19 protein-coding genes and 1 tRNA gene are annotated in these 15233 nt (G+C 73.5%); 14 read left to right on the top strand and 6 right to left on the bottom strand.

The features are described from left to right. Positions 1–43: 43 nt before the first annotated feature. The 8 genes from DQ244_RS05200 to DQ244_RS05165 all read left to right on the top strand — a co-directional run bounded on the left by DQ244_RS05200 (position 44) and on the right by DQ244_RS05165 (position 6978). Complete coding sequence (locus DQ244_RS05200) at positions 44–1045, top strand: mechanosensitive ion channel family protein (RefSeq protein ID WP_113810312.1); 1002 nt, start codon at positions 44–46, stop codon at positions 1043–1045. Then, positions 928–2343 carry an MFS transporter gene (locus DQ244_RS05195; RefSeq protein ID WP_233491179.1) on the top strand — a complete coding sequence of 472 codons (1416 nt, stop codon included), beginning with the start codon at positions 928–930 and terminating at the stop codon, positions 2341–2343. Before DQ244_RS05200 ends, DQ244_RS05195 begins: the two co-directional genes overlap by 118 nt. Continuing rightward, on the top strand, positions 2340–2771 hold the full coding sequence (locus DQ244_RS05190) for a globin (RefSeq protein ID WP_113810311.1): 432 nt from the start codon (positions 2340–2342) through the stop codon (positions 2769–2771). Before DQ244_RS05195 ends, DQ244_RS05190 begins: the two co-directional genes overlap by 4 nt. A gap of 159 nt (positions 2772–2930) precedes the next feature. Next, positions 2931–4460: an alpha-amylase family glycosyl hydrolase gene (locus DQ244_RS05185; RefSeq protein ID WP_233491178.1), complete on the top strand. Its 1530-nt coding sequence runs from the start codon at positions 2931–2933 to the stop codon at positions 4458–4460. 43 nt (positions 4461–4503) lie between these two features. Then, a complete protein-coding gene (locus DQ244_RS05180) occupies positions 4504–5070 on the top strand; it encodes a biotin transporter BioY (RefSeq protein WP_113810310.1) in 567 nt (188 codons plus the stop codon). A gap of 5 nt (positions 5071–5075) precedes the next feature. Beyond that, complete coding sequence (locus DQ244_RS05175; protein ID WP_199580190.1) at positions 5076–5807, top strand: energy-coupling factor ABC transporter ATP-binding protein; 732 nt, start codon at positions 5076–5078, stop codon at positions 5805–5807. Beyond that, positions 5807–6448: an energy-coupling factor transporter transmembrane protein EcfT gene (locus DQ244_RS05170; RefSeq protein ID WP_113810309.1), complete on the top strand. Its 642-nt coding sequence runs from the start codon at positions 5807–5809 to the stop codon at positions 6446–6448. The genes DQ244_RS05175 and DQ244_RS05170 overlap by 1 nt, the downstream gene beginning before the upstream one ends. Further along, positions 6445–6978 (top strand): MOSC domain-containing protein, encoded by a 534-nt coding sequence (locus DQ244_RS05165; protein ID WP_233491177.1) that lies wholly within the window; start codon positions 6445–6447, stop codon positions 6976–6978. Before DQ244_RS05170 ends, DQ244_RS05165 begins: the two co-directional genes overlap by 4 nt. Here the strand turns inward: DQ244_RS05165 and DQ244_RS05160 are convergent, their stop codons facing one another. The 4 genes from DQ244_RS05160 to DQ244_RS05145 form a co-directional block, all read right to left on the bottom strand. After that, complete coding sequence (locus DQ244_RS05160) at positions 6979–7386, bottom strand: thioesterase family protein (protein ID WP_113810308.1); 408 nt, start codon at positions 7384–7386, stop codon at positions 6979–6981. It lies immediately after the preceding gene. Between the two features lie 130 nt (positions 7387–7516). After that, positions 7517–8140, bottom strand: coding sequence for a maleylpyruvate isomerase family mycothiol-dependent enzyme (locus DQ244_RS05155; protein WP_113810307.1), 624 nt, complete (start codon positions 8138–8140; stop codon positions 7517–7519). A gap of 144 nt (positions 8141–8284) precedes the next feature. Beyond that, positions 8285–9955 (bottom strand): energy-dependent translational throttle protein EttA, encoded by a 1671-nt coding sequence (gene ettA, locus DQ244_RS05150; RefSeq protein ID WP_113810306.1) that lies wholly within the window; start codon positions 9953–9955, stop codon positions 8285–8287. A gap of 102 nt (positions 9956–10057) precedes the next feature. Continuing rightward, on the bottom strand, positions 10058–10561 hold the full coding sequence (locus DQ244_RS05145; RefSeq protein ID WP_113810305.1) for a single-stranded DNA-binding protein: 504 nt from the start codon (positions 10559–10561) through the stop codon (positions 10058–10060). 186 nt (positions 10562–10747) lie between these two features. On the opposite strand from DQ244_RS05145, the gene DQ244_RS05140 reads away from it, so the two are divergent. The 3 genes from DQ244_RS05140 (at position 10748) to DQ244_RS05130 (ending at position 12032) form a co-directional block, all read left to right on the top strand. Beyond that, positions 10748–10820 (top strand) — tRNA-Arg (locus tag DQ244_RS05140). A gap of 53 nt (positions 10821–10873) precedes the next feature. After that, positions 10874–11305 (top strand): DUF6153 family protein, encoded by a 432-nt coding sequence (locus DQ244_RS05135; RefSeq protein ID WP_113810304.1) that lies wholly within the window; start codon positions 10874–10876, stop codon positions 11303–11305. Positions 11306–11396: 91 nt separating this feature from the next. Next, on the top strand, positions 11397–12032 hold the full coding sequence (locus DQ244_RS05130; protein ID WP_113810303.1) for a DUF305 domain-containing protein: 636 nt from the start codon (positions 11397–11399) through the stop codon (positions 12030–12032). Between the two features lie 21 nt (positions 12033–12053). On the opposite strand, the gene DQ244_RS05125 is transcribed toward DQ244_RS05130, so the two are convergent. Next, entirely contained in the window at positions 12054–12620 is a 567-nt protein-coding gene (locus DQ244_RS05125; RefSeq protein ID WP_113810302.1) for a TetR/AcrR family transcriptional regulator, read from the bottom strand. Positions 12621–12694: 74 nt separating this feature from the next. Between DQ244_RS05125 and DQ244_RS05120 the strand changes: the two genes are divergently transcribed. The 3 genes from DQ244_RS05120 (at position 12695) to DQ244_RS05110 (ending at position 14738) form a co-directional block, all read left to right on the top strand. Continuing rightward, complete coding sequence (locus tag DQ244_RS05120; RefSeq protein WP_113810301.1) at positions 12695–12874, top strand: hypothetical protein; 180 nt, start codon at positions 12695–12697, stop codon at positions 12872–12874. Then, positions 12871–13401, top strand: a complete 531-nt coding sequence (locus DQ244_RS05115) for a hypothetical protein (RefSeq protein ID WP_199580188.1) — start codon at positions 12871–12873, stop codon at positions 13399–13401. Before DQ244_RS05120 ends, DQ244_RS05115 begins: the two co-directional genes overlap by 4 nt. 110 nt (positions 13402–13511) lie before the next feature. Continuing rightward, positions 13512–14738, top strand: coding sequence for a lytic transglycosylase domain-containing protein (locus DQ244_RS05110; protein WP_158544468.1), 1227 nt, complete (start codon positions 13512–13514; stop codon positions 14736–14738). 171 nt (positions 14739–14909) lie between these two features. Here the strand turns inward: DQ244_RS05110 and DQ244_RS19545 are convergent, their stop codons facing one another. Beyond that, on the bottom strand, positions 14910–15065 hold the full coding sequence (locus tag DQ244_RS19545; RefSeq protein WP_199580186.1) for a DUF6131 family protein: 156 nt from the start codon (positions 15063–15065) through the stop codon (positions 14910–14912). Positions 15066–15233: the final 168 nt, after the last annotated feature.

The following is a 15233-nucleotide window of genomic DNA, read 5'->3' as shown; positions in this document are numbered from 1 at the left end:
TCATCGCTGACGGCACGCCGCCGACCTGTAAGGATTCCGGGTGATGGACGGATCACGCACCGTGCTCGCGGCCGATGAGAGCACGCCCGACTGCGCGGACTACTGGCTCTGCCAGAAGGTCTACGACTGGTTCGGGCTGGACTGGCTCGCGGAGAACGCGCGCACCCTCATCGCCACGCCGTCGCGGATCCTGCTGATCGTCGTGCTCGCCGCCGTCGTGCGCGGCTTCGCCCACCGGGCCATCCGGCGGCTCACCGACCGCACCGCCACCGGCGCGATGCCGACGATCCTGCGTCCGCTGCGCAACCGTGCGGCGCAGCCCGGCGACCCGGTCGACCAGGTGGCGGCCCGCCGCACCCAGCGCGCCGAGGCCATCGGCTCGGTGCTCCGCAGCTTCGCCTCGATCGTGATCATGGGCATCGCCGTCGTCCTGGTGCTGGGCGAGCTGGGCATCAACCTCGCGCCGATCGTGGCCAGCGCGGGCGTCGTCGGCGTCGCCCTCGGCTTCGGTGCGCAGAACCTGATCAAGGACTTCATCACCGGGATCGGGATCATCCTCGAGGACCAGTACGGCGTGGGTGACGTCGTCGACCTGGGCGAGGCCAGCGGGACCGTCGAGGCCGTGGGCCTGCGGATCACGCGGCTGCGCGACGTCAACGGCGTCGTCTGGTACGTCCGCAACGGCGAGGTGCTCCGCGTGGGCAACAAGAGCCAGGGCTACGCGCAGGTCGTCATCGACATGCCGGTCGCCCACGACACCGACCTCGAGCGCGCCCGCACGGTGATGCAGGAGGTCGCCGACGCGATGTACGACGAGGAGGACTGGGCCGCGGTGCTGCTGGCCGAGCCGGAGTCGCTCGGCGTCGAGCAGATCACCTCCGAGGGCGTCTTCCTGCGGCTGCAGGTGCGCACCACGAACGCCGACCAGTGGCGGGTCGGCCGGGAGCTGCGGATGCGGCTCAAGGAGCGGTTCGTGGCCGAGGGCATCCGCACGCCGGTGCCGTTGCTGGGCAGCGCCTCGGGCGCCGGGACGGGGTCCCGCTGACCACCGACGTCCCGGGGCAGGGCGCCACCGTCGGAGAGGGCCAGGCCACCTTCCGGGAGGTCTTCGCCGTCCGGGAGTTCCGCCCGCTGTTCGGCACCTTCCTGCTGTCGGCGGCCGGCGACGAGCTCGCCCGCCTGGCCCTGACCGTGCTGGTCTACGCCCGCACCGACTCCCCGCTGCTCGCGGCGCTCACCTTCGCCATCGGCTACCTGCCCTGGCTGCTAGGCGGCCCGCTGCTCTCGGTCCTGGCCGACCGGTTCCCGCGCCGCGAGGTCCTGATCACCACCGACGTCCTGCGCGCCGTGCTGGTCGCGTCGATGGCGCTGCCGGGCGTGCCGTTGTGGCTGCTCCTGGTCCTGCTGTTCGTCGTCGGGATGTGCGCGCCCCCGTTCGAGTCGGCCCGGTCCGCGCTCATGGCCGACGTCCTCGACGGCGACCGGTACGCCGTCGCGACCTCGATCAGCGGCAGCACCGTCCAGCTGGCCCAGGTGGCGGGCTTCCTCGCCGGCGGTGCCCTGCTCCTGGTCTTCAGCCCCGGCACCGCGCTGCTCGTCAACGCCGCCACCTTCCTCGTGTCCGCGGTGTGGCTGTGGGTCGGGTTGCAGCGGCGCCCAGCGCCCTCCGTCGACGCAGAACCCAGCACGCTCTGGCGCGGGGCGGTCGAAGGGCTGCGCTTCATCCGCAGCTCCCCCCGGCTGCTGGCCATCGTCGGCGTCGCCTGGCTCGCGACGGGGTTCCTCTACGCCCCCGAGGGCATCGCCGCGCCGCTGGTCGACGAGCTCGGCGAGGGGCCCACCGCGGTCGGCGTGCTGCTGGCCGCCAACCCGCTGGGCCTGACGATCGGCGGGCTGGCCATCGCGCGGCTCGTGGCGCCGTCCCGGCGGGAGCGCCTGGTCGAGCCGCTGGTGCTGGTCTCGCTGCTCGCGGTGCTCGCGGGCGGGCTCGTCGCCGTCCTGGGCGGGCCCGGGCCCGGCACGTACTGGACGCTGGTGGCGCTGCTCTTCGTCTCGGGGCTCGCCGGCGCGTGGACGATCCCGCTCAACGTGGCCTTCGTGCAGGCGGTCCCCAGCGCCTTCCGCGGCCGGGCCTTCGGGGTCGCGGCCAGCGGGCTCTCCGGCATCCAGGGCATCGGCGCGCTGGCGTCGGGGCTCGCCGCCGAGGCGTTCGGCCCCTCGGTCGTGGTGGCCGTCGCGGGCGGCCTCGGAATGATCGCGGTGGCGCCGACGCTGTGGGCCTACCGGGGGACGCGGAGCCAGGCGCCCGCCACGGTCGACGCTGAGGGAGCATCCAGGGAATGAGCGAGTCGAGGCGGTCCCTGCCGTCGGCGCGGACCTTCTACGACGAGGTCGGTGGCGAGCCGACCTTCCGCTCGCTCGTGCAGCGCTTCTACGCCGCCGTCCGCACCGACCCCGTGCTGCAGCCGATGTACCCCCAGGACGACTGGGAAGGCGCCGAGACCCGGCTGCGCGGGTTCCTGGAGCAGTACTGGGGCGGGCCGACCACCTACTCCGAGCAGCGCGGGCACCCGCGGCTGCGCATGCGGCACGCGCCGTTCGCCATCGGGCCGGTCGAGCGGGACGCGTGGCTCACGCACATGCGCGCCGCCGTCGACTCCCTCGAGCTGCCCCCCGAGCAGGACGCGACGCTGTGGGGTTACCTGGAGATGGCGGCCCGGAGCATGCAGAACCGCTTCCCCGCCGACGCCGACGGCGACCTCACCCCCTAGAAGGACCTCCCCGGCAGGGAAGGCCGTTCCACCACGTCACGAAGGAGCCCGGTGACCCCGGACCCGAGCACAACCAGGTCGTCCCGGCCTCGTCCGGAGGCTCGCTCCGAGCGTGCGAGGAGTGAGAGGGACGAGGTCCTTCCATGGTGGCGGGAGGCGGTGTTCTACCAGATCTACATCCGGAGCTTCGCCGACGGGAACGGCGACGGCGTGGGCGACCTGGCCGGCGTCCGGTCGCGGCTGCCCTACCTGTCCGACCTGGGCGTGGACGCGCTGTGGATCACGCCGTTCTACCCCTCCCCGATGGCCGACCACGGGTACGACGTCGCCGACCCGAGGGACGTCGAGCCGGTGTTCGGCGACCTGGCCGAGTTCGACGCGATGCTGGCCGAGGCGCACGCCCTGGGCATCCGGGTGACCGTCGACCTGGTGCCGAACCACAGCTCGCACCACCACGAGTGGTTCCGGGCCGCGCTCGCGGCCGGGCCGGGGTCGCCCGAGCGGGCGCGCTACGTCTTCCGCGACGGCCGTGGCCCCGACGGCAGCGAGCCGCCGAACAACTGGCCCTCGGTCTTCGGCGGCCCGGCCTGGACCCGCGTGCCCGACGGCCAGTGGTACCTGCACATCTTCGCGCCCGAGCAGCCCGACCTGGACTTCACCAACCCCGAGGTGGTCGCCGACCTCGAGGAGACGATGCGCTTCTGGCTCGACCGCGGGGTGGACGGGTTCCGCATCGACGTCGCGCACGGCATGGCCAAGCCCGAGGGGCTGCCGGACATGCTGCCGATGGAGGACACGGGCCTGCTCGACGACCACGGCCCCGGCGACCACCGGTTCGACCAGGACGGCGTGCACGTGATCCACCGCCGGATCCGCTCGGTGCTCGACCAGTACCCCGGCACCATGGCCGTGGGCGAGGTCTGGGTGTCCGACGACGACCGGCTGGCCCAGTACCTCGCACCCGACGAGCTCCAGCTGGCCTTCAACTTCAAGCTGCTGACGGCGGAGTGGACGCCCGACGGGCTGCGGGACGCGATCACCCACTCGCTGGCCGCCGTCTCCGGGACGCCCGCGCCGGCCTGCTGGGTGCTGTCCAACCACGACCGGCCCCGCCACGTGACCCGCTACGGCGGCGGCGACCTCGGCACGCGGCGGGCCCGGGCGGCCGCACTGCTGCAGCTGGCGCTGCCGGGTGCGGCCTACCTCTACAACGGCGACGAGCTCGGCATGCCGGACGTCGACCTGCCCGACGAGGCGCTGCAGGACCCGATCTGGTTCCGCTCCGAGGGCGCCGAGCGCGGGCGCGACGCCTGCCGGATCCCCGTTCCGTGGTCGGGCGCGGAGTCGCCGTACGGGTTCTCCACGGCTCCGGACACCTGGCTGCCGATGCCGTCGGGCTGGGGAGCCCTGACGGCGCACGCCCAGCGGGACGACGACACCTCGATGCTGTCGCTGTACCGAACCGCCCTGGCCCTGCGCAGCTCCTCCGAGGCGTTCACCGGCGAGGACGTGCAGTGGTTACAGGCACCCGACGGTTGCGTCGCGTTCCGGCGGTCGGGCGGACTGGTCTGCTTCGTCAACCTGTCGGGCGCGCCGGTGCCCCTCCCCGAGGGCCGGGTGCTGCTCAGCAGCGTCCCGGTGGACGACGGAACCGTTCCCGACGACGCCGCCGTGTGGCTCCAGGCATGACCGGCGGGAGGCGGTGCGGATCGGCTCCGGTACTTTCCGCCGCGTGAAGTCCAGGGATCTCGCCTACGTCGCCCTCTTCGCCGCCATCGTCGCGGTGCTGGGGCTGCTGCCGCCCGTGCCCGTTCCGGGCCTGCCCGTGCCGATCACGGCGCAGACCCTCGGCGTGATGCTCGCCGGGTCGGTGCTGGGCGCCAAGCGGGGCGGCCTGGCGCTGCTGGTCTTCCTGGCCCTCGTGGCCGCGGGCGCGCCGCTCCTGGCGGGCGGTCGTGGCGGGTTGAGCGTCTTCGTCGGCCCGACCGCCGGGTACCTGTACAGCTGGCCGATCGCCGCCTTCGTCATCGGCCTGCTCACCCAGCTGTTCTGGAAGCGGTTCAACCTGGCCTGGGCCCTGATCGCCAACATGATCGGCGGGATCGTCGTGATCTACGCGATCGGCATCCCCTTCACCAGCATCTACGGCGACGTGCCGCTGTGGGCCTCGTTCACCGGCTCTCTCACCTTCATCCCGGGCGACCTGGTCAAGGCGGTCGCGGCGTCGGTGGTGGCGGTGGCCGTGCGCCGGACCTACCCGGTGATCGAGCTGCCGGGCCGGCGCGCGGCCGCCAGCTGAGCCGGGTGCGCTGGGGACGGCGGCCCGCGGAGGAGGCCGACGACGCCGTCGCTCCCGGCGCCGGCATCGAGCTGCGCGACGTCGAGCACGCCTACGGCGAGCGCGTGGTCCTCGACGGCATCTCGCTGACCCTCACCGAACGGCGCATCGGCGTCGTCGGCGCCAACGGCTCGGGCAAGAGCACCTTCGCCCGGCTGCTCAACGGGCTGGTCGTGCCGACCTCGGGGACGGTGCTCGTCGACGGTCTGGACACCCGGACCCAGGTGCGGGCGGTGCGCCGCCGGGTGGGCTTCGTCTTCCAGGACCCCGATGCCCAGATCGTGCACCCCACGGTCGCCGAGGACCTCGCCTTCGGTCCGCACAACCAGGGCCTGCCCGACGACGAGGTGCAGCGACGCGTCGAGGAGATGCTCGGGCGCTACGGGCTCGCCGACCACCGCGACCACCCCGCGCACCTGCTGTCCGGCGGGCAGAAGCAGCTGCTGGCCATCGCCGGCGTGCTCGCCATGCGCCCGCGGCGGATCGTGTTCGACGAGCCGACCACGCTGCTCGACCTGAGCAACACCCGCCGGGTGGCACGGGTGATCGACGAGCTGGAGCAGGACGTCGTCGTCGTCACCCACCACCTCGACCTGCTGAGCGGGTTCGACCGGGTGCTGGTCGTCGAGCACGGGCGGGTGATCGCCGACGGCACCCCCGCCGAGACCGTGCCCTGGTACGTGGCGAGGATGGACTGATGCTGTCGCTCTACGTGCCGGGCGAGAGCGTCGTGCACCGCGCGCGGGCCGGGCTGAAGCTCGGGCTGCTCGCGGCGCTGGGCATCGGCCTCTTCTGGGTCGGGTCCCCGGCCGTGATGGCGGGCGCGGTGGCGCTCGTGGTGCTGGCCGGCGTGGGCCTCGCGCGGTTGCCGTGGCGGGCGCTGGCGGTCCAGGTCCGGCCGGTGTGGCCGTGGCTCGCGCTGCTGCTCGGCTTCCACCTGCTGGTCACCGACCTCCGGACGGGGTCGGTCGCCGTCCTCCGGTTGCTGACCCTGCTGGCAGCCGCCGCGATCGTGACGGCGACGACGCGGGTGACGGCGCTGGTCGCCGTGATCGAGTGGCTGGCCGCACCGCTGCGGGTCTTCGGCGTGCGGCCGGCGCGGATCGGCCTGGTGCTCGCGATGACGCTGCGGTTCATCCCCCTGGTCGCGGAGCGGGCCGCACGGATCCGGGAGGCCCAGGCCGCCCGGGGCGCGCACCGGGTGCGGCTGGGCATGGCCGTGCCGCTGCTGATCCAGGTGCTGCGGATGGCGGCGACGGTCGGCGAGGCACTGGACGCCCGGGGCGCCGACGACGCCCCGGCCCGGCGCCCCCGACGGCGGACGGCGGTGGCCTCGTGAGCGGCACCGTGCACGAGATCTGGCTGACCGGCGCGGCGGCCGCCCCGATGCGCCGGGTGCCCGGTGGCCGGCTGGTGCCCGGGATCGGGCTCGACGGCGACCGGTACGCGCTCGGTGGCGGGACGTGGGCGCAGTACCCCGACCTGGAGAAGCAGCTCACGCTGATCGACCGGGACGACGTCGCCGCCGTCGCTGCCGAGGTGGGCGCCGACCTCTCCCCCGGTGACACCCGCCGCAACCTGGTGACGACCGGCATCGACCTGCCCTCGCTGGTCGGCGGGTGGTTCGCGGTGGGCGACGCGCTGCTGTTCGGCATGAAGCGCTGCCCGCCGTGCACGCACCTGGAGCGGCTGACCGGGCTGAAGCTGGTCAAGGCGATGGTGCACCGGGGCGGGATCAACGCCGCGGTGTTCGGCGGCGGGATGGTCACCGAGGGCGCGCTGGTGCGGCCGGTGTCGGACGAGGAGGCCGCCCGGCGCGGTGCTCCCACCGGCGCCGATCGACCGGTGCCGCGCATCGTCGCCGGCTGATCAGCCCTCGTCGGCCCAGCGGGCCAGGAACTCCTTCTCCTCGGCGGTGATCCGGCGCGGCCGGTTCAGCGCGAAGTCGAACGGGACCAGGACGGTGCTTCCGGTGACCGCGAGCCGCTCGTGGTCGAACAGCTCGTAGTGGCAGGTGAAGGACGCCGCCCGGACCCCGGACACCCAGACCTGGATCTCCAGCGGCTGCTCGTCGTAGACGACGGGGCGCTTGTAGGTGATCTCGTGCGAGTGGACGACCAGCCCGCGGCGCATGCCGGTCTTCTCGTCGTGCGTCGGGTGCTCGAAGAACAGGTTGACGCGAGCCATCTCGAAGTAGCCGAGGAAGGCGACGTTGTTGATGTGCTGGTAGGCGTCCATGTCCGACCAGCGCATCGGGACGTGCACGGTGTGCCTCATCCCCGCCACCCTGCCCTACCGCGACCGCCCACGTGGAGAACGCGCCACCACACCGAGATGCGCGTCGGTCCGGTCTCCCGCGAGGAGGAGACCGGCGCGACGCGGATCTCGCCGACCGCGGTGTCGCGCCTCAGCCACCGAGCCGGCGGGAGAGGCGTTCCTGGCCCGGCCCGGCCAGTTCGGCGGCGATCCCCCGGCGCCCCGCGATGGCCATGAGGAGTGCCTCGGCCGTACCCCGGACCTCGGGGCCGCGGCCGAAGGACCAGTCGATGTCGGTGGCCACGAGGCGGACGCCGCGCACGCGGAGGACGCCGAGCAGCGTGGGTGCGAACAGCGCGGTCCGCAGGGCCGGCACCAGCCGCTCGGCGGGAATGGTGCGCGGAAGTCCGAGCGGACGTCGGATGTCCTGCTGGTGGATCATCCCGTCGGTCAGCCCGATGGCGCCGCCCATGCCTGCGGTCAACCCGCTCGGGGTCAGGTGCGCGTCCAGCAGCTGGATCAGCTCGGGGGCGGTGCGAGACGAGCACTCCCGGAGCCGCAGGTCGTTCACGCGGTCGAACGAGAGCCGGCCGCGCACGAAGCGTTCCGCGAGCTGCCGTGGGCCCAGCTCCTCGTAGCTCAGCATGTGCGTGACGACGTCCTTCACCGACCAGCCGTCGCACAGCGACGGCGCCTGCCACTGCTCACGGCTGAGACCGACCAGGACCTCGCGCAGGTCCTCGCGTTCTGCGCGCGCCAAGGGCAGGAGGGACATCCGCGCTCCGCGGTCGTGGCCGCGCCGGGTGCACGGCAGGAGGGGCGCCACGCTAGAGCACGGCGGGGCCGGGCGGCACCCGGATGTGCGTCAGGCCGGTCTCCCCCGTGGGGAAGACCGGCCTGACACGGAGCTCGGCGACCGTCAGTCGCGGGCGAGCTTGCGGTAGGTCGCGCGGTGCGGACGCGTGGCGTCGGCCCCGAGCCGCTCGACCTTGTTCTTCTCGTAGTCGGCGAAGTTGCCCTCGAACCAGAACCACTTCGACTCGCCCTCGTAGGCGAGGATGTGCGTCGCCACGCGGTCGAGGAACCAGCGGTCGTGGCTCACGACCACGGCGCAGCCCGGGAACTCCAGCAGCGCGTTCTCCAGGCTGGTCAGCGTCTCGGTGTCCAGGTCGTTCGTCGGCTCGTCGAGGAGCAGCAGGTTGCCGCCCTGCTTGAGCGTGAGCGCCAGGTTCAGCCGGTTGCGCTCACCGCCGGACAGCACGCCGGCCGGCTTCTGCTGGTCCGGGCCCTTGAAGCCGAAGGCGGCGACGTAGGCGCGCGAGGGCATCTCGACGTTGCCGACCTTGATGTGGTCGAGGCCGTCGGAGACGACGTCCCACAGCGTCTTCTTCGGGTCGATGCCGCCGCGGCTCTGCTCGACGTAGGAGAGCTTGACCGTCTCGCCGACCTTGATCTCGCCGCCGTCGGCCTGCTCCTCGCCGACCAGCATCTTGAACAGCGTCGTCTTGCCCACGCCGTTCGGGCCGACGACGCCGACGATCCCGTTGCGCGGCAGGGTGAAGGACAGGTCGTCGATCAGCACCCGGTCGCCGAAGGCCTTGGTGAGGTTCTTCGTCTCGACCACGACGCTGCCCAGGCGCGGACCCGGCGGGATCTGGATCTCCTCGAAGTCCAGCTTGCGGAACTTCTCGGCCTCCGCGGCCATCTCCTCGTAGCGGGCCAGCCGCGCCTTGCTCTTCGCCTGGCGGGCCTTGGCGCCGGAGCGCACCCACTCCAGCTCCTCCTTGAGGCGCTTCTGCCGCTTCGCGTCCTTGGCGCCCTCGACCGAGAGGCGGGCGGCCTTGGTCTCGAGGTAGGTGGAGTAGTTGCCCTCGTAGGGGTAGGCGCGACCGCGGTCGAGCTCGAGGATCCACTGCGCCACGTTGTCCAGGAAGTACCGGTCGTGGGTCACGGCGACGACTGTGCCGGCGTACTTCTCCAGGTGCTGCTCCAGCCACGCCACGCTCTCGGCGTCGAGGTGGTTGGTGGGCTCGTCGAGCAGCAGCAGGTCCGGCGCCTCGAGCAGCAGCTTGCACAGCGCGACGCGGCGGCGCTCACCACCGGAGAGGACGGTGACGTCGGCGTCACCGGGAGGGCAGCGCAGCGCGTCCATGGCCTGCTCGATGCGGGCGTCGAGCTCCCAGCCGTCCTGGTTCTCGATGACCTCCATCAGCTCGCCCTGCTCGGCGAGGAGCGCGTCGAAGTCGGCGTCGGGCTCGCCCATCGCCGCGCTGACCTCCTCGAAGCGGGTCAGCGCGTCGCGGAGCGGCTTGACCGCCTCCTCGACGTTGCCCCGGACGTCGAGCGCCTCGTTGAGCGGCGGCTCCTGCTGGAGGATGCCGACGGTGGCCTCCGGCGCCAGGTTCGCCTCGCCGTTCGAGGGCTGCTGCATGCCGGCCATGATCTGGAGCACGGTCGACTTGCCGGCACCGTTCGGGCCGACGACACCGATCTTGGCGCCGGGCAGGAACGACAGGGTGACGTTGTCGAGGATCACCTTGTCGCCGTGCGCCTTGCGCGCACGGACCATCGTGTAGATGTACTGGGCCACTGGGTTTCGGAGCCTTCCGTCGTCTCGCGAGCGGGGGCGGGGCCGCGGGATCGCGACCCCACCCCGTGCGTTCTCGCCTGCGATCCTCCCAGCCTCCGGCAACTACGCGTGCACGGGTTCCGGCGAGAGGTCCTCGGTCACCTGCTCCAACGCGTCGTCGGCCCCCACGTAGTCCCGTCCAGGACGGAGCTCGCCGTCCGCCCCCGGGAAGCCGTGCTCCTCGGGGGCGTCCGGGATCGCCGGAGCGCTCCGCGGCGTCCGGCGGAAGTCGGCGACACCTCGGGCCAGGTTGGGGGCCACCGCCTCGGCCTTGATCTGCGGGCGGCTGCGCCGCCCCTGCTCGGACTCCCACTCGTGCGTGCGGATGTTGCCGACCACGACGACCGGGTCGCCCTTGCTGATGCTGTGCGAGACGTTGCCGCCCAGCTCGCCCCAGCACTCGACGTCGACGAAGAAGGAGTGGCCGTCGATCCAGTCCTGCGTGGCGCTGTCGAAGCGGCGCTCGGTTGCGGCCATGCGGAAGTTGGTGACGCTCCCGTTCTGCGTGCGGTTGCGGGTCGGGGCGTTGACGACGTTGCCGATGACGGTGATCTCGGTGGCGCTCACGGTGCTCCTCGGAGGTGCTGCGCCGAACGGCGCGACCGGCTCGGTGCCGGTGTGCCTCGACCCTGGCCGCCTCGGACGGCCACGAGCGGGCCGTCCGCCGGACTGTGGACACGCCTGACCCCTGTGGACGACCTGCGCCGCCGGCTCGTGACCGGCTCCTCCGGGCGATGCGATGATCGATGCCGAGCGCCCGTAGCTCAGCGGATAGAGCAGGTGCCTTCTAAGCACTTGGTCGCAGGTTCGATCCCTGCCGGGCGCGCTCGCGACGCCACCGGCGGAGCACCCCGGGCCCAGGCTCGTAGGCTCGGTCGCATGGGCACGGGGGCGCGCGCGTGGGCTGCCGCGCTGCTGCTCGCCGCCGTGCTGCTCGGGCACGGCCTGCAGTGCGCCGCCGGCCCCGCCCACCCCGGGCACGCGGCCCACGTGCCGGAGGTCAGCGCCGGCCCGCTGGCGCTCGCGGCGGTCGATGCCCCGGTCGGCGTCACCGCCCACCACGCCGCCCCGGCCCCGTCACCGGACGCCACGGCCGGGGACCGCGAGAGCAACGGCGGCCTGCCCGCCCACCTCTGGGCCACCTGCCTGGCGGTGCTCGCCGTGGGCCTGGCCGTCCTGCTGGGGATCGCCGGTGTCCCGGCACGACGGCTCCGGCGCGCGACGGAGCCGTCGGCCCGGCTCGACACGACGGCCGGGCAGCCGCCACCGAGGCCACCGGACATCTTCGCCCTCTGCGTCCTGCGGACCTAGGCCGACCGCCGCACCGCCCCGCCTCCAGCCCAGCTGCCGCGGCGACGGTCCCGCACGCCTCCGAACCGCACCGACCGCAGGAGAAGCACCCATGAACCGCACCACCGCACGCCGCACAGGTCTCGCCGGCGCCCTCGTCTCCGGCGCCCTCCTCCTCGCCGGCTGCTCCGGCGACGCAGGCCACGAGGACATGTCCGGCATGTCCGACAGCGCCTCGCCGAACGCCTCGTCCGAGGACCCCGGCACCTCGGCCGAGTTCAACGACGCCGACGTCGCCTTCGCCCGGGGCATGCTGCCCCACCACGAGCAGGCGGTGGAGATGGCGCAGCTGGCCGCCGACCGTTCCGCGGACCCCCGGGTGGCGGACTTGGCGACACGCATCGAGGCCGCTCAGGAGCCCGAGATCCAGACCCTGACCGACTGGTTGGACGCCTGGGGCGCCGAGGAGGGATCGGGCGGGACGGACCACGGGGGCATGGACCACGGCGGGGGCGGGATGATGTCCGAGGAGGACATGTCCGCCCTGACCGACGCCTCCGGACCCGAGTTCGACCGGATGTTCCTCGAGATGATGGTGGAGCACCACCGGGGCGCCACCGCGATGGCCGAGACGGAGATCGCCGACGGGGAGAGCTCCGAGGCGCTGGCGATGGCCGAGGACATCCGCGACACCCAGAACGCCGAGATCGAGGAGATGGAGCAGCTGCTGAGCGAGCTCGGCGGCTGATCCGCCCGTCGCGGCGGTCGGTCAGGGCGGTGGGCGGAGCCCCGCCACGGTCACGCCGACCAGCCGCTGCACGGCGGCGGCCGAGGGCAGCTCCCCGGCCGCCGTCAGGGCGCCCAGCACGAACTCGGCCAGCTCGGCCGGGGGCACGTCGCCGCGCAGCCGGCCGGCGCGTGCCCCCTCGGCCAGCAGCTCGGCGAGGAAGTCGCGCAGCTGGTCGCGGACCCGGCCCACGTGCTCGGACCGGTGCAGCCGGGCGGCGGCCGCCGACTGCCCGCCGTGCCGGGACATGCCGGCGTAGGCGGCCAGGACCTGCTCCACCCGCTCGACCGGGTCCGCCACGCGGTCGCGAACAGCGGTCAGGTGCTGCAGGTGGGAGCCGATCTGGCGTTCGTGCCAGGCGGTCAGCACCGCGTCGACGTCGGCGAAGTGCCGGTAGAGCGTCGCCCGGCCGATGCCGGCGCGCTCGGCCACCTGCGACATCGTCAGGTCCAGGCCCTGGGCGGCGACGAGCGCCGACGCGGCGTCGAGGACGGCGTCGCGCACCGAGGACCGGTGCCCGGCGACCGTCTCGGTCCAGGGGGTCGGCATGCGACGAGACTACTGCCCATGAGACATTCTGTCTCATACCCGGACGGACTGTCCCACCACAGGAGGAGCGCCCCATGACCGATCCCGGCAGCAGGCCGGACGCCGGACCGCCACCGGGCGCACCGCGGTGGGTGAAGGTCCTCGCCCTCGTCGCACTCCTGCTGGCGCTGCTCTTCGTCGCCCTGCACCTGTCCGGCGGCGGATTCGGCGGACCCGGCGACCACCTCGGCACGGCGGTCCCGTCGTGGCCGTGATGCCACCGACCCTGCGCAAGGTCGCGCTCACGCTCCACGTCACCACCTCGGTGGGCTGGCTGGGCGCGGTTGCCGCGTTCCTCGCCCTGGCCGTCACCGGCCTCACCGCCGACGGCGACGCCACGGCGCGCGGCGCCTACGTCGCCGCCGACGTGATCACCTGGGCGGTCATCGTGCCGCTCGCGCTCGCGTCGCTGGTCACCGGCGTCGTGCAATCGGTGGCCACCCCGTGGGGGCTCCTGCGGCACTACTGGGTCGTCGTCAAGCTGGTGCTCACCCTCGTCGCCACCGGTCTGCTCCTGCTGCACACCCAGCCGATCGGTCACCTCGGCGCGGTCGCGGCGGCCGGCGAACCGCTGACCGCCGACCTCGACGGCATGCGCGGCCAGCTGCTCTTCGACGCCGTCGCGGCGCTGGTCGTCCTGCTCGGCGCCACCGTGCTGGCCGTCGTGAAGCCCCGCGGCGTCACCCGGTTCGGCCGCCGAGCGCGCGCCGAAGCGGTGATTAGTAACGCGCGTCACGGGTAACGAGGCGCCACCGGTCGGGGGACGGGACCACATCAGCCAGCGGTCGTTCGGAGCAACGGGTGCGCAGGTCCATGGACACAGGGGTTCGTCACGCACGTCGTCGACGCGGTGTGCTCGTCGCGGCAGTGCTCGTCGGGTTCGGCGGCGTGGTCGCCGGTGTGGCCCAACCGGCCGAGCCGGAGCTGGCCGAGCAGGCCGCCGACAGCCGGGACGAGGGCAGGGACACCCGGCCCGCGTGGAGCGCACCGGCGCTCTCCGCCGGCGCACCGGCCGGCGCAAAGACCCTCGGCGAGGCACCCGCCCAGAACGCGAACCAGCCACCACCCGCCCCCGAGGCGATCAGCGGTCTGGCGGCGAACGGCATCCCGACGGTCGCGCTCAACGCCTACCGCGTGGCCGCCGCCCGGATGGCCGACGCGAAGCCGCAGTGCGGCATCGACTGGTCGCTGCTCGCCGGCATCGGACGGGTGGAGACCAACCACGGCCGGTTCGGCGGCGCGGTCCTCCAGGCCGACGGCAGGTCCGTCCCGGAGATCCGGGGTCCGGCGCTCGACGGCGGGCAGTTCGCCTACATCGGCGACTCCGACGACGGCCGCTTCGACCGCGACACGACCTACGACCGGGCCGTGGGCCCGATGCAGTTCATCCCCACGACCTGGCGGTCGTACGCGATCGACGGCGACGGCGACGGCAGCACCGACCCGTTCGACATGGACGACGCCACCCTGGCCGCGGCCAACTACCTCTGCGTCGCCGGCCGCGACCTGCGCACCGACAGCGGGCTGCGGCGGGCCGTCCTGGCCTACAACCACTCCGACGAGTACGTCGCCCAGGTGCTCAGCCTGGCCCGCGCCTACGCGGCAGGGATCCCGGTCGCCGACCTGCCGATGAACGGCATCACCAGCGGCCCGGTCCCGCCGCCGAGCGGCTTCTACCGCGCCCCGGCCTCACCCGGCCCCGCCATCGGCGCCAGCGACTCGACGCCGGCCTCCGGCGACACCGTGGGCCAGAGCTCCCCGCCACCGGCGCAGCCCGCCCCCGGCCCGGCTCCCCAGGACAGCCCCCCGCCGGCGCCCGAGCAGCCGAGCGCCCCGCCGCAGTCCGCCGGGCAGCCCGCGCCGCCTCCGCCTCCGCCCGCCGCGCCGGCGCCGAACCCCGCCCCGGCGCCCGCGCCGGCGGCGCCCGTGCCGCTCCCGCCGCTGCCACCGCCCCCGGCCCAGCTCCCGCCACCACCCCCGCCGCCGCCCGTGGCGACGAACCTGGTGGAGGGGACGACCTGCAACGTGGTGGGCAACCTGGTGCCCGACCTCCCGGGCCTGCCCGAGTGCCCCAGGTGAGGCCCGGCTGACGGGGCTCCCGGCAGCCGCGGCCGTCCGCGGAGTCGTCGGAGCGCCGTCCGGTCCGGCGCCCGGACAGCGGCGAACCCCCGGCCGCTCGTGCAGCCGGGGGTTCGCCGTTCACCCCTGTCGCCGGTGCACGTCCCGCTCAGGAGACCTGCACCGCAGGGGTCAGAACCAGTGCTTCCGGCCTCCGACGGCACGCCCGGTGGAACCGAGCACGTAGAGCACGGCTCCGACCACGAGGAGGATGATCCCGATCGTCCAGAGGATCGAGATCTTGAGGAAGAAGCCGAGCAGGAGCAGGACCAGGCCGAGGATGAGCACGTGAATCTCCGTTCGTAGCTGCGGTAGGCAGTCGGCGGGCAGGTAGCCAGCTCCGCGCTCCCGGCAAACCGGATCGCCCACGGGTTCACCCGTTGGTGATCATGGTTCCTTCCACCCGGGCACGGCGCAGAACCGGCGCTCGGCACGCCTGGGTCGGCGGTACGGCGG

It is taken from the genome of Blastococcus sp. TBT05-19 (assembly GCF_003319095.1).
Taxonomy (GTDB): domain Bacteria; phylum Actinomycetota; class Actinomycetes; order Mycobacteriales; family Geodermatophilaceae; genus Blastococcus.
This window is presented reverse-complemented; position numbering and strand designations above follow the sequence as displayed.